Below are 13367 nucleotides of genomic sequence, written 5' to 3' on the forward strand. Positions count from 1 at the left end.
AGATCTGGGGTTATGAACACTCATGCCCCCAAGATGCGTCCCGTTATCCGGCAGTTAGACGAAACTGCCGCCAACCGCATCGCTGCTGGCGAGGTGGTCGAACGGCCGGCCTCGGCGGTCAAGGAATTGGTCGAGAACGCGCTGGATGCCGGTGCCGCGCGCATCGAGGTCGCGATTGCCAAGGGCGGCAAGGGGCTGATCCGCGTCACCGACGATGGCTGCGGCATGACCGCCGGCGATCTGCCGCTGGCGCTGGCCCGCCATGCCACCAGCAAGATCGACGGCAGCGACCTTCTGGACATCCGCAGCTTCGGCTTTCGCGGCGAGGCGCTGCCCAGCCTGGGGGCTGTCGGGCGTCTTGCGATCACAAGCCGGACGCCTGATGACGACGGGGCACAGATCAGCGTCGCAGGTGGGCGCATCGGCCCGGTCAAGCCGGCGGCGGGCAATCGTGGTACGGTGGTCGAGTTGCGCGACCTGTTCTTTGCCACGCCGGCGCGGCTGAAATTCCTGCGCACCGACCGGGCCGAGACACAGGCCGTGGTCGAGGTGATCCGCCGCCTTGCCATGGCCGAACCCTATGTCGGCTTCACCCTGATCGACGAGGACGAGGGGCGGGTGCTGTTTCGTGCCGATGCCGAACAGGGCGAGCTCTTCGACGCGCTTCAGACCCGGTTGGCCCGCGTCATGGGACGTGACTTCATCGATAATGCCCTGCCCATAGACGCCACGCGCGACGATATCACGCTGACCGGCTTTGCCGCCTTGCCGACCTATTCGCGCGGCGCAGCGGTGGCGCAGCACCTTTACGTCAACGGCCGCCCCGTCCGGGACAAGATGCTGACGGGCGCGCTGCGGGCGGGTTATATGGATGTGCTTCCCTCGGGGCGGCATCCGGCGGCGGTGTTGTTTCTGACCTGCGACCCGCATCAGGTCGACGTGAACGTGCATCCGGCAAAGGCCGAGGTCCGGTTCCGCGAACCCGCCATTGCGCGCGGGCTGGTGGTTTCTGCTCTGCGCCATGCGCTGGCGGGGGCGGGGCATCGCACCTCGTCCACGGTGGCGACGGCGGCGCTGGGGGTGGCGCGGCCTGAACCCGAGGCTCCGCGCCGCTATCAGGCCAGCTATGCGCCCGCCCACCCCTCGGCCCCGGCCATTGCCGCCAGCTTTGCCTTTCAGGCGCCCGGTTTCGCCGAGGCGCCGACCGCAAGGGTCGAGCCCGAGCCCGAGACCCCGGCCGGGGCACCCTTGGGTGCCGCAAGGGCGCAACTGCATGAGAACTGGATCATTGCCCAGACCGCCGATGGCATCGTTATCGTCGATCAGCATGCCGCGCATGAACGGCTGGTCTATGAGCGGCTGAAGGCGCAGGCCGAGGCGAATGGCATCGCCGGTCAGGCTCTGCTGATCCCCGAGATCGTCGAACTGTCCGAAGCCGAGGCCCAACGCATCCTGTCCATAGCCGGCGAATTGGCCACGCTGGGGCTGGTGATCGAGCCCTTTGGCGGCGGTGCGGTGGCGGTACGAGAGGTTCCGGCGCTGATCCAGCGGTTGAATGCCCAGCGGCTGATCCGCGACATTCTGGATGATCTGGCCGATCAGGGTACATCCGAGCGGCTGCGGGCGCGGGTCGATGCGGTGCTGTCCTCGATGGCCTGCCACGGCTCGGTGCGTTCGGGCCGGCGCATGAGTGCGGACGAGATGAACGCACTTTTGCGCGAAATGGAGCGGACACCGAAATCCGGCCAGTGCAACCATGGCCGACCCACTTGGGTCGAACTGAAGCTTTCGGATATCGAGCGGCTGTTCGGGCGATGATTCGCCCCCACTACGCGACCCGATGACGCAGGCGGATCTGGCTGCCCCCTGCCATGCGTGGGCCTTGCCGTCGTTCACCCGGCCAACCTGCATGGTGTCGAGTCGATGATGATTGACCCCGGCGCCGGTCGGGGCGACAACAGGAAAGACGCCGGAGGTGCCGCTATGTTGGAAATCAGTCCTGAAAAGATCGCCCATGTCATTATCCGCGCCCGCGAATACGACAGCGGCGTGAATGCTTGGGCGCACAGCGGGCACCGCACCGGCCACGGGACCCAGACCGAACTGGCCGAATTCATCGCCGGCCTGAACGACGACGAACAGGCCAGCCTTGTCGCGGTAATGTGGATCGGCCGCGACACTTTCGGACCTGAGGATCTGGACGAGGCTATCGAGACCGCCAAGGCCGAACGCAGCGCCCCCACCCAGGACTACCTGATGGGAGAGCCGCAACTGGCCGATTATCTGGAGGCCGGGATGGAGGCCCTTGGCCTGTCACCCGAAGAGGTCGAGGACGATCTGCACCGCCCTGTCTAGCCGCGTGCCAGCCGGATCAACTCGCCCCCATCGGTCAGGATCAGCAGCGCGCCATCGGGGGTAATTTCGATGTCGCGCACCCGGCCGATACCTTCGACCAGACGCTGCTCTCCGGTCACGCGGTCGCCGTCGATTTTCAGCCGCACCACCGCCCCGGCCTGCAAGCCGCCGATCAGCGCATCTCCTTCAAGCTCAGGAAACATCCCGCCGCGATAAAATACCATGCCGCTGGGTGCGATCACCGGGTCCCAATAATAAACCGGCTGCTCCATCCCTTCGCGCTGGGTGATGCCTTGGCCGATGGGTGCGCCGCTGTAGTCCTGACCATAGGTGATGATCGGCCAGCCGTAGTTGCGCCCTGCCTGCGGAAGATTGAGTTCATCCCCTCCTTGGGGCCCGTGTTCCACCGTCCATAGCCGGCCCTGCGAATCCAGCGCCGCCGCCTGGATGTTGCGATGGCCCCAAGACCAGATCTCGGGCCGCGCCCGCCCGTCGGTGAAAGGGTTTTCGGAGGCCGGCCCGCCGGTCGCGGGGTCTATGCGTAGCACCTTTCCCAGATGGGTGCTTACGTCTTGCGCCAGTTGTCGCGGTTCCGGCCGCGAGCGTTCCCCGGTCGTGACGAAAAGCCTGCCCTGACGGTCGAAGACCAGACGCGAACCGAAATGCAGGGTCGAGGCCCAAGCCGGCTCTTGCCGAAAGATTACCCGCATATCTTCCAGCGTTGCGCCGTCCTCGGACAGCCGCCCGGTTCCGACCGAGGTCGCATTGCGCCCATTGCCGCGCGGTTCGGAAAAGCTGAACCAGATCTGCCGGGTGCCGGCGAAATCCGGGGCCACCGCCACGTCCAGCAGCCCGCCCTGTCCGCGGGCATCGACATCTGGCAGGCCGGAGATCGGCTGCGACAATTGCCCATTGCGATAAAGCCGCAGCCGGCCTGGGCGTTCCGTGATCAGCAAACCGCCGTCGGGCAGAAGCGCCATCCCCCACGGATTGCCAAGCCCCCGGATCAGCGGGGTCTGGCTGATCGGGATCTGCTGCCGGATCTGGGGCGCGCGGGTCTGGTCGGGAAAGGCCGGTGTCTGGTCCTGGGCATTTGGCGGCTGGTCGTTCAGTTCGGCCAGCGCCGGCGTCATCGCAAGGCATAGGGCAATTGCTGCGGCGATTGTTGCAGCGGGGGCATGTCGTTGCATCATGATCGCATCCATCTGGCTGGGTTCGCATCCCAACGCCCAGCCGGCCCTTGTGTTCCCGGTCGGGTCAATGCGCGGTCCATATGGTCGCGGAAGATCGCCGGCCCTATGCTTGGTGGTCTTGGGGTTGGGTCCTTTCGTGCGGCACCGGGGTGCGAATGGATACAGCGATGTTCGTTCAGGCGCAGCTTTGCGGCCACCCTTCAGGGGAATTGTCCTTGACCGGTAAGTGGAGGGCGCCTTGCGCCCAGAAACGGGCCCTGTCCGGCGCCGTCGATGCGCGCGATTGCTGCCGAGATCGGCTCGATGATCACCGCCATGGCAAAGGCGGTGGCGTGGATCATATGTTCGCTGTCCAGCGCCATCGCGACATGCCCCGGCCAGAAAAGCAGGTCGTTACGGCGGATCGTGTCCTCAACCTTGGGAAATGCGGCCTCCTGCATGTCGCTGTCTCCGGGGCAGGGCACGGCGCAGGCAGTCAACGCCGCCTGCGCAAGGCCCGAGCAGTCTATACCGCAGCGGCTGTTGCCACCCCACAGATAGGGCGTTCCCAGCAGTTGCTGTGCAACCGCAGCGGGGTCGTCCCCGGGGTGGTCCGAGATATGCTGTTCGGGTACCCAACCGCCCTGCGCCAGCCGGGCGAAACCTCCCTGTCGGGCCGTGATAGACAGCCGCGATCCCAGTGATAGCAGCATTGCTTCGGGGGTTTTCATGTCCGGCTGGGTATAGATATGGGTTGCCGGTGCGCTGACTCGATGAGTGATTTCCGGCACCTGTCGGATTAGCCCCTCGGCCCGAACCCAGCCGCAATAACCATCCGCCACCGCTTGCACAAAGGCCCATCCCCCCACTTGCTCCACCAACAAAAGGTCGGCGCCGAAATTGAGTTGGCGATCACGCGCACCTTCGGGTGCGCGGCACAGGTCGGCAAGCGGCACCGCAAGCCGCACGGGACGACCGGGTGTATAGGCCGGGCGCTGCACGACGCCGCGCAAAGTCTCCAACGCCACGCGCTCGGTGGCGGGGGTCAGCCGACGGTCGGTGGGCGGCGCCGTCATGGTAGAATCTCTGGCAGGGCGTGCAGGATGGCCCGCATGCCTTGGCCGGTGCCTCCCTTTGGCCGTCCGGGCGCGGCATTGGGCTGCCAACCGTAAATGTCGAAATGCGCATAGGCCCGGGCCTTGCTGGTAAAGCGGCGCAGAAACAGTGCTGCCGTGATCGCACCGGCAAATCCGCCTGAGGGCGCATTGTCCAGATCGGCGATGGCGGGCTCGATCATCGTTTCATACGGCTCCCAAAATGGCATGCGCCAAACCGGGTCGGAACAAGCCTGCCCTGCGGCTTGGATCGCAGTTGCCAGCGTGTCGTTGTCGCAGAAAAGCGGTGGCAGGTCAGGGCCAAGCGCCACGCGGGCCGCGCCGGTCAGCGTTGCCATCGAAATCAGCAGATCCGGCGCGTCCTCATCCGCCAGCGCCAGCGCATCTGCCAGCACCAGACGCCCCTCGGCGTCGGTGTTGTTCACCTCGACCGTCAGGCCCTTGCGGCTGGTCAGAATATCGCCGGGGCGGAAAGAATTGGCGGAAATCGCATTTTCGACGGCGGGAATCAGAATCCGCAGCCGGATGCCCTCGGTCAACCGCAGGCGGGCCAGGGTTTCGGCCAGACCCAGCACATTGGCCGCACCGCCCATATCCTTTTTCATCAGGGCCATAGAAGAAGGTGGCTTGATATCCAACCCGCCCGTGTCAAAGCAGACGCCTTTGCCGACCAGCGTCAACTGCGGTCCCTGACCGGGAAAGCGGATATCGATCAGTCGGGGGGCTTGTGCGCCGGCCCGGCCGACGGCGTGGATCATGGGAAAATTGCGGATGAGCAGATCGTCGCCGCGAATCACCTCTATCTCAGCACCATGCCGATGGGCCAGATCGCGCGCGACCTGCTCCAGTTCCTGGGGTCCCATATCCGAAGCGGGGGTGTTGATCAGGTCGCGCGCCATGTATTCGCCGGCGGCCATGGCGATCAGCCGTTCACGGTCCACGTCGGGGGGGCAAACGAGGCGGGCGCCCGATGCCTCGATCTGTTTGTAGCGGGTGAAGCGGTATTGCGCAAAAAGCCAGCCCAAGGCACCCAGGGTCAGGTCGAACCCTTGCGGGCGATTTGCCAGATACCAATTGCCGGCGGGCAAGGCCTCCACCGCCCGCGCCAATACAAAACGCTCCCGTGATGGGCGTTCCGTGTCCTTCGGCTCGGCCCCGATACCGAACAATGCACCGCCGAGCTTTCCCCCAGTCGAGGGCAGCAGGCACCACTGCCCCAATTTGGCTGAAAAACCCTGTGCCCTGGCCCAATCCTTTGCCGGTTGATCGATTTCGGCAAGCAGTTCGGCCCCCGTGGCACCCGGGCGGATCAGCCAAAGAGGGAGCGAAGGGGCATGGGGATCGGCGAATTCGGGAATCATCGGCATGCTCGCAGTCTTGGTCCTTTGTGGCAACCTAGCGTCCGGGTCGGGGGCTGCAAAGCCGCGTTTCGTTAAGGGATTTCTGGTGGGTCCCACAACTCGGTCAGTGAGCGGTTGCCGATCCGCTCAAGTCGTTGGATCGTGGCCGCCAGAGCGGGCCGGTCCTGGCGCTCTGCACATGCGCCAACATCGACGGCAACGCCTGCAAGGGTGACCAGACCAACTTGCCAGGCCAATCGTGAAAGCTGGTCCGCTTCGGTGACTACGGCACAGGAATCACCCTGCTGCGAGGCTGTGACGGTTCGCCGCAGCGCCAGCGCAAGCTGTTCCAATGCTGCGCCGATGACCTGCGCGGCGGCTGGCTCGCCCAGTTCATGGACAATTTTCTCGAGCCTTTGCACGTCGATCCGGACGGTTTCATTCATGGCCAGAACTGTAATCTTGGTCATCCCTGCTCCCGTATCGGGCTCTGCCGCGCTGATGTGGAATCTGGCATCAATCAATCAAGAAAAGGTTATAGTGCTGGCGCTAAACCACTCGAACTTTATCGGTTCAGTCGTTATCACCCGTTCGAACGGTAGATGAGGAAGCAATGAGAGAAGCACGTCCACTGCCGCAGTATCTGGTTCAGCGCTATCATGGTTGGCGCGCCACGGCCTTTGTCGAAAATCGGGTTTGGTATCGTCGGCTGTCCGAGGACGGACAGCATCCTCGCGCGATGGTTATCGCGTGCTGTGATTCGCGCGTGCATGTGACCTCGATCTTTGGGGCGGATACAGGCGAATTTTTCATTCATCGCAATATTGCTAATCTGGTTCCGCCCTATGCGCCGGATGGTGAGCAGCACGGCACCTCGGCTGCGGTCGAATATGCCGTGTCCACGCTTAAGGTCGCCCATATCGTCGTCGTGGGGCATACGAACTGCGGCGGTGTACAGGGTTGCCATGCGATGTGTTCGGGACATGCACCCGAACTCGAGGATAAATCCAGCTTTGTCGGTCGCTGGATGGACATCCTGCGCAGGGGATATGATCGTGTAGCCTCGTTGCCGCCAGAGCAGCAGATCCACGGGCTTGAACGCCAGGCAGTTCTCGTTTCACTGGAGAATCTGATGACGTTTCCCTTTGTGAAGGCGGCAGTAGAGTCGGGAAATATTTCGTTGCACGGAGTTTTGCACGACATCGCCGAGGGAGCGCTTGAGCAATATGACCAGCAAGTTGAAGGTTTCGTTCCGATCATCTGAGCTGCTTTCTTAGCGATCTCAGCCGAAAGTCTTTGCCCGCGAGCGCTGGTGGATGAATGGGCTGCTGGCCTTCATGCGGACGGGATTGCCCGGAGGGCTCGGGCTTCCTGTCAGTTCACGATGAATTCGGCATGTAGTGCCCCCGCGGCATGTACGGCCTTCAGGATATCGATCATGTCCCGGGGTCTGATACCTAATGCATTGAGCCCCGCGACCACATCCGACAGAGATGATTCGCCAGAAACTTCGGCGAAACCAATCCCGGGCTCCTGCGTGATTTCTGCCTGCGTTCTAGGTACTATGACGGTGTCCCCGGGAGAGAACGGGTTTGGTTGTGATACGACGGGTGTTTCGCGGACCCTCAGGATCAGGTTGCCCTGCGACACCGCCACACGTGAGATACGCACGTCTTCGCCCATGACGATCGTACCGGATTTATGATCGATGACGACCCGTGCGGTGGTCTCGGGCTCGATGGTGATATTCTCGATCTGACCCATGAGTCGTGCCGGGTTGACCTGTCCCAACACGGTAGAATCTATCACGATGGTTCCCGAATCAACGAGCTCGGCCAATCCCCGACCTAATTTTTGGTTGATCGCCGCCTCGACACGCGCAGCAGTGGTAAAGTCGGGTGTTCGCAGCGCTAGGCGCAGGTTTGTCATCTGAGAGAAATCGAAGGCGACTTCTCTTTCTACCCGGGCGCCCGAGGGAATCGTACCTGTCGTAGGAACACCCTGCACGATCGAGGCGGCTGCGCCCGAAGCTTCTGCCCCACCTGCAAGGACGGAACCCTGTGCAACGGCATATATTTCTCCGTCTGCTGCGTTAAGCGGCGTCATGACCAGCGTGCCGCCCAGCAGACTTTTGGCGTCGCCTATCGCAGCTACGTTAACGCCTATCTGGGAGCCGGCTCGCGCAAATGGTGGCAGGGTTGCGGTAACGATCACAGCCGCAACGTTTTTGGGACGAAACGCTTCATCGGTCACATTCACGCCAAGTCGTTCAAGCAGACCTGCCATGATCTCTTCAGTAAAGGGTGAGTTTCGCAAGCTGTCGCCTGAACCGTTGAGTCCGACGACAAGACCATAGCCCACCAGATCGTTGCCCCGGACCCCGTCGATATTGGCTAAGTCCTTGATACGTACCGGTGCAGCAAGACCCGGACTGGCAAGGCCGAACAGGATCAGAAGAAGGCAGAGAAACCTCATGACAGATAATCCGTCAGGTTGAGCCGTGAAAGCCGTGCTGTAAGGGCGTAGAGGCTTTGGATTTTCGCTTCGGTTTCCTCCAGGGCGGTGACGGTCTCATAGGGATCGGCACCAATCATATTGGTGCGAGCAATTGAAAGCGTTGTTGCTTCCGCCAAGTTTCTAGCTAGGGCCTGAGTAGCGACCGCTTGCTGTTGTCCCAGATAGGCCCGGGCGCTGGTCAGTCCTACGGTTCCCTTGACCAAGCGCGCGCCGGCTTCGGAGAAAAGGTCTCGCAAGTTGGTATCATCTATTGCTCCGCCTGTCTGGGAAGCATAGGCGACGATAGCCATCCCTTTGAGCGTGTCGCGTAATTCTTCTGAGTTGGCAGTCATGTTGATGTCGATCCGGCGATCAGGTGAGATCGAAAACCGGGTGCTGCCGGTATCATCACCTTGATAGATCGTGTTGGCAAAGCCCCCGGTTCCGAGAGGCGCTTCAAACCATTCGTCAATACGATCTGCAATATCTGAAGCCGTGGTCGCTCCTGCAACCGCGGTTGTAAGTTCCGCGAGCATGCTATCGAACCCGCCAAGCGAGGCATTATCCGTTTTAGTGCCTGAAAAAAGATACTGCCCGGCGATGCTGGTATTCAAGGTATTAAACATCGACCGGAAATCCCGCATGATGCTGCCTGCGCTTTCTCTCAGGCCGTGTTCTTCCAAGATGTTGGGTTCTATTAACAACCTCGGACCTAGGTCATCAATGACGAGTTGGATATGTTCTAGCGCCGTTTGCATCCCTGATAGCCGATTCTGCGCTTCTGATGCGCTTTGCTGGTAAGTTGTCAGCAGCTTCAATCGAGATTCGATATGTGAGATTCCCGATAAGTTCCCCCCAAGAGCTTTGGGAATGTCCGATTTAATCCCGGTCATCAATTCATTAGTCAGGCGGTCCAGCTTGGTTTTCAAGCCGTGTTGGCCGAGTCTGAGTTGAAATGAGCGGGAAAGGTCGCCAAAGGAATGAAAGGAAGTCATGTCAACCTCAGTATAGCGTCGAGCATATCGTTTGCGGTCTGAAAAACCTTGGCATTCGCGGTATAGGCACGCTCAAGAGCAAGCAAATTTTCCATTTCTTTGTCGCTGTCGACCCCCTCTGCCAGAAGAGCAGAGTTGAGGCCGGCCTGACGAAAACTGCTTTGTAGGACGTTGGCCTCTGAGCCGATGCGATTCATGGCAGCAACAGAGCATAACTCTGCTGAAAGGGTCTGCAAGCTTCGTGCTGCATTGGAAAGGTTGGTTGAAGCCGGGGATCGCGAGGCCGAGATTGCCGAGCTCAGACGGTCAAGCAGCGCGCTTTCCCCCGAATTTCCCGGATCGAAAGCATTGATTCCGGCGCGAATACGCCATAATTGCCCACCTGCATCGGGGTTTATCAGGGACGTCACTGCGATACGGTTGGCGAACCCGGTTTCGTTAGCGGGATCAAAAGCGCCTTGGTTATCGGTGAATAACCCTGGGTTGCCGGAACTCAAGGTAGGATCGATCGTCGGATCGGATAACCGGTCATATAAATCTAAAGCAAAAGCATCGATCTGTTCCTGATATTCGGGAGCGATCTGGTCGCGAATGGCGAAATTCGCACCCAAGCTTCCACCACTTAGCATGGCCTGTTGCGTACCCGTAAGCGGTTTGCCATTGATGGTCAGTACGGAAAGTGCGCCGTTCGCGGTTGACATTCCCGCGGTGATGCTAGTTACCGCGCTGAACTCGATATTGGTTGGTTCAATACCGTCCAGCAGAATGGTCCCATCGGGTGTGAACAAGGCGACGCGGCCGTTTTCTCGCGGCACCTCCTTGACCGGCAGAATATCGGAGATGCTGTCTATTACTGCTTGGCGGGCATCAATCAGTGAGGAGGCGTCTTTGCCCTGTGCGGATGTGGTGACAATCTGGGTGTTCAGTTTCGCCACTTGATGCAATGCGGTGTTCAGTCGAGAAACGTCGTTTTTGATCGCTTGTTCGGCCTTGGTGCGTTCAGCCTGGACGGTGGCAGAGATCTCGTTGATCTTTTTTGCCAAGGCCGTTGCGGTGTCGAGAACGGCGGAAAGCCTTGGTTCGCTATCAGGTCGCGATGCGGCGCTTGCCAGCGCGGATTCGAAATCCGCCAAAATCTGCCCCAGAGAAGATGCCTCGGTTCCGGTACCGAAGGCTTTTTCCATGACGGTATGGAACGCTGCCGCGGTTCGGGACGAACCCAGATCTGCGATCGCCAGCCGATTGTCTGCAACCAACCCGGCGGTAAGCAACCGGCTGACACCATTGATGGTGACACCGCCGCCGCGCTCAAACAGGCGCGAGGACAGGTCGAGTTCCCGGCGCGCGTAGCCGGGCGTTAGCGCGTTCGCGATGTTGGAAGATACGATCTCGGTTCCCCGTGAGGCCGCAGTCAGGCCTGAAACGGCATTGGAGATGGCGGATGAAATGCTCATGGGCAGGCTCCGGATTTGGGATGCGAGGCGGCAGGGCGCCACCCCGCTAAATATCAGCGTTTGAGATTGGCCGTTTCTTGCAGCATCTCATCGACGGTTTGGATGACCTTGGCGTTCGAGGTATAAGCGCGTTGGGTTTGGATCAGGTCTGTCAATTCGGCGGCGACATCGGTCGTAGAGGCTTCGCGCGCATAGCCTACAACGGCACCGGTGGGTCCATCGCCGGCATCCCACAGGTAGAATGCACCGGATCCCGATGTGATCTTGTATGTCTGGTTGTCCATTGCCATCAGGCCATTCGGATTGGGGACGTCCACCAACGGCACCTGATACAATGTGCGCGCGAACCCGGTGTCATATGTGGCATTGAGATAGCCGTTCTCGTCGATTTCCAGTGCGGTCAGGTTGCCGACCGGCGAGCCGTTCTTGGTCACATTGGCTGGCGAGAAACTTGCACTGAGTTGGGTGATCCCCTGGCTATCGCCATAGCGACCGAGATTGACCGTCATTGGCCCGTTCGCGCCGGGAACGGTTAGAAGGCCTGTCGTGGGGTCATAAGCGCCGCCGGTAACTGTCGCGACATTGGCAAGGGTGCCGCCACCGATAGTGCTGTCATTGAATTCCAAGGTATAGGTGCCAATAAGCGATTCATCGCCCGGGGTGTCTGGGTCGTCGATAATGGCGGAGTCGCGGATTTCCATTGTCCAGCTATTCGATCGCGCCCCTGCCGCGCCCGTCACATCCGGGGTAAAGGTAATTGCCATCTTCTCGGCATTGCCGAGATTCCCGAAGTATTCGACCTCCAGTTCCCGGGCATCGCCTGTCGCACCTCCGACAGCGTCATTGGCCGGCAGGTTCATGCGCAGGTTGATCCGTGTCGTGGGATCAGCGGCTGTCTGGGTGGAGTTGATCAGGATGGGTTGCAGCCCTGCAGCGGAATCGCGGGGCTGGCTGGGGATCGTGCCGTCGTTGTTCGCTGGCCATCCCATCAGGACCAGTCCGGAATTGGTGCGAAGATAGCCCTGATCATCGACCCGGAATGATCCGGTGGTGGTCATGATCAACTCGCGTGACGTGGTCTGTCCTGATGACAGGGACGCGGATTTGATGACCGGAAGCATGCCCCGGCCTGAAATCGCAATATCCAGAGGGTGCGACGTTGGAATGAGATTGCCACGCTGATCAATCACCCGGCTGGTGGCGGCACGGACGCCGCCGGACGTGTAGACACCACCGCCCCGTCCCTGATTGATCACCATGCTTTCGAAGCTGGTATCCACCCTTTTGTAACCGTAGGTACCGGAGTTTGCGATATTGTCGGAGATATTAGCCAAGCGCGTGGAATTTGCGGCCAAACCGGAAACCCCGGTGTTCAGGGCAGATGAGATCGACATTCTATTGTCACCCTATGTGAGTCGTTCAGCGAGAAGTTTGCCGGCCCGGAGTTAATATGCGGCTAACGCGGCTCTTCTGGGCCGGTTATCTCAATAAAATCACTTCGATCCGGTTGTTGTTCGGGTCCATCGGGTTGGCTGACCGGTTCCGGCGGTCGGCAAATGCCGTCACGCGCTGGATGCGTGCGGTGTCAAAGCCCGAACCCTCCATCAGATTGCGCACGGCATGGGCGCGGGCGTTGGACAGTGCCCAGACAGGAGAGTGGATCAGCATTTCGGGATAGGCGCGAACGTGGCCGGTCAACGCCACCTCGTTTCTGGTGCGTCCCAATACGCCAGAGAGAATGCCGGCGAGTTCCTTCATGGCTGGGGTTGGCTGTGCACTGTCGCCGACGAAAAGCGGCTCCTCCATCAGGTCCGTCAATTCGATGACCAGACCTTCGTCCGTCATGCGCGTCACGACGTGGCGAAAAACATTGACCTTTTGCATGGATTCCGCGCCACTGCCCGTCAGTTGGTCCTGTATGTGGCGGGCCATATCCTCGAAACCGGATTTCTGACCTTCCCGCGCTTGGGGTGCGCGGGTATCGCGCGAGGCACCGGCGCCTTTTCCGGAATTGGTTTCGGCATTCTGCACGTTGCCGCCGAAGGGACCGTCACTGCCCCCGCGGTTCGAGTGGATCAATGTCGGATTGAAATATTCCGCCAGTCCCTGCCGCTGCTTTTCGGTAGTGGCGTTTACCAGCCACATGAGCAGGAAAAATGCCATCATCGCGGTTACGAAATCAGCATAGGCGACCTTCCAGGCACCTCCATGGTGAGGGGTTTCGTTCCCTTCCTGAACCCTTTTTATGATGATCGAGGCACCGCCCCCCTTTCCGGCCATAAGTCGTTCCTTTTCACTGCATGTCCGGAAGGTCTAATGGTGCGCCGTTGAAATTCCAGTTAACGGGTCAAATGCCGCCTATTTCCCAGAGGGCTGTTTGCCGGAAAATTTTTTATGATGTAAAATCAAATCCATCCAACGGCTAAATTATCTCGGCAGG

The 13367-nt window shown here is 60.5% G+C and carries 12 protein-coding genes; 3 read left to right on the forward strand and 9 right to left on the reverse strand.

Annotated features, from left to right (window positions below):
• The first annotated feature begins 12 nt into the window (after nucleotides 1-12).
• Together mutL and JWJ88_RS00500 are read left to right on the forward strand one after the other, a co-directional pair.
• A complete protein-coding gene (gene mutL, locus JWJ88_RS00495; protein ID WP_205294170.1) occupies nucleotides 13-1818 on the forward strand; it encodes a DNA mismatch repair endonuclease MutL in 1806 nt (601 codons plus the stop codon).
• 165 nt (nucleotides 1819-1983) lie between these two features.
• A complete protein-coding gene (locus JWJ88_RS00500; protein WP_205294171.1) occupies nucleotides 1984-2355 on the forward strand; it encodes a DUF3775 domain-containing protein in 372 nt (123 codons plus the stop codon).
• On the opposite strand, the gene JWJ88_RS00505 is transcribed toward JWJ88_RS00500, so the two are convergent.
• The 4 genes from JWJ88_RS00505 to JWJ88_RS00520 all read right to left on the reverse strand — a co-directional run bounded on the left by JWJ88_RS00505 (nucleotide 2352) and on the right by JWJ88_RS00520 (nucleotide 6452).
• Nucleotides 2352-3548, reverse strand: coding sequence for a PQQ-dependent sugar dehydrogenase (locus JWJ88_RS00505; protein ID WP_205294172.1), 1197 nt, complete (start codon nucleotides 3546-3548; stop codon nucleotides 2352-2354). The two genes, JWJ88_RS00500 and JWJ88_RS00505, sit on opposite strands and share 4 nt — an antisense overlap.
• A gap of 200 nt (nucleotides 3549-3748) precedes the next feature.
• Nucleotides 3749-4603: a C40 family peptidase gene (locus JWJ88_RS00510; protein ID WP_205294173.1), complete on the reverse strand. Its 855-nt coding sequence runs from the start codon at nucleotides 4601-4603 to the stop codon at nucleotides 3749-3751.
• Nucleotides 4600-6003 (reverse strand): leucyl aminopeptidase family protein, encoded by a 1404-nt coding sequence (locus JWJ88_RS00515; RefSeq protein ID WP_205295082.1) that lies wholly within the window; start codon nucleotides 6001-6003, stop codon nucleotides 4600-4602. The genes JWJ88_RS00510 and JWJ88_RS00515 overlap by 4 nt, the downstream gene beginning before the upstream one ends.
• Nucleotides 6004-6074: 71 nt before the next feature.
• The gene (locus JWJ88_RS00520) at nucleotides 6075-6452 is read right to left on the reverse strand and encodes a hypothetical protein (protein ID WP_205294174.1); all 378 of its coding nucleotides are present in this window, start codon (nucleotides 6450-6452) and stop codon (nucleotides 6075-6077) included.
• Nucleotides 6453-6595: 143 nt separating this feature from the next.
• On the opposite strand from JWJ88_RS00520, the gene JWJ88_RS00525 reads away from it, so the two are divergent.
• Nucleotides 6596-7246, forward strand: a complete 651-nt coding sequence (locus JWJ88_RS00525; RefSeq protein ID WP_205294175.1) for a carbonic anhydrase — start codon at nucleotides 6596-6598, stop codon at nucleotides 7244-7246.
• Nucleotides 7247-7356: 110 nt separating this feature from the next.
• Here JWJ88_RS00525 and JWJ88_RS00530 read toward each other — a convergent pair whose 3' ends face one another.
• The 5 genes from JWJ88_RS00530 to JWJ88_RS00550 form a co-directional block, all read right to left on the reverse strand.
• A complete protein-coding gene (locus JWJ88_RS00530; RefSeq protein WP_205294176.1) occupies nucleotides 7357-8457 on the reverse strand; it encodes a flagellar basal body P-ring protein FlgI in 1101 nt (366 codons plus the stop codon).
• A complete protein-coding gene (locus tag JWJ88_RS00535) occupies nucleotides 8454-9473 on the reverse strand; it encodes a flagellin (protein ID WP_205294177.1) in 1020 nt (339 codons plus the stop codon). Before JWJ88_RS00535 ends, JWJ88_RS00530 begins: the two co-directional genes overlap by 4 nt.
• The gene (gene flgK / locus JWJ88_RS00540) at nucleotides 9470-10927 is read right to left on the reverse strand and encodes a flagellar hook-associated protein FlgK (protein WP_205294178.1); all 1458 of its coding nucleotides are present in this window, start codon (nucleotides 10925-10927) and stop codon (nucleotides 9470-9472) included. Before flgK ends, JWJ88_RS00535 begins: the two co-directional genes overlap by 4 nt.
• Before the next feature lie 53 nt (nucleotides 10928-10980).
• Nucleotides 10981-12321, reverse strand: a complete 1341-nt coding sequence (locus JWJ88_RS00545) for a flagellar hook protein FlgE (protein ID WP_205294179.1) — start codon at nucleotides 12319-12321, stop codon at nucleotides 10981-10983.
• A gap of 85 nt (nucleotides 12322-12406) precedes the next feature.
• The gene (locus tag JWJ88_RS00550; protein WP_205294180.1) at nucleotides 12407-13207 is read right to left on the reverse strand and encodes a flagellar motor protein MotB; all 801 of its coding nucleotides are present in this window, start codon (nucleotides 13205-13207) and stop codon (nucleotides 12407-12409) included.
• Between the last annotated feature and the right edge of the window lie 160 nt (nucleotides 13208-13367).

This window comes from Paracoccus methylovorus (genome assembly GCF_016919705.1).
Lineage (GTDB): Bacteria > Pseudomonadota > Alphaproteobacteria > Rhodobacterales > Rhodobacteraceae > Paracoccus > Paracoccus methylovorus.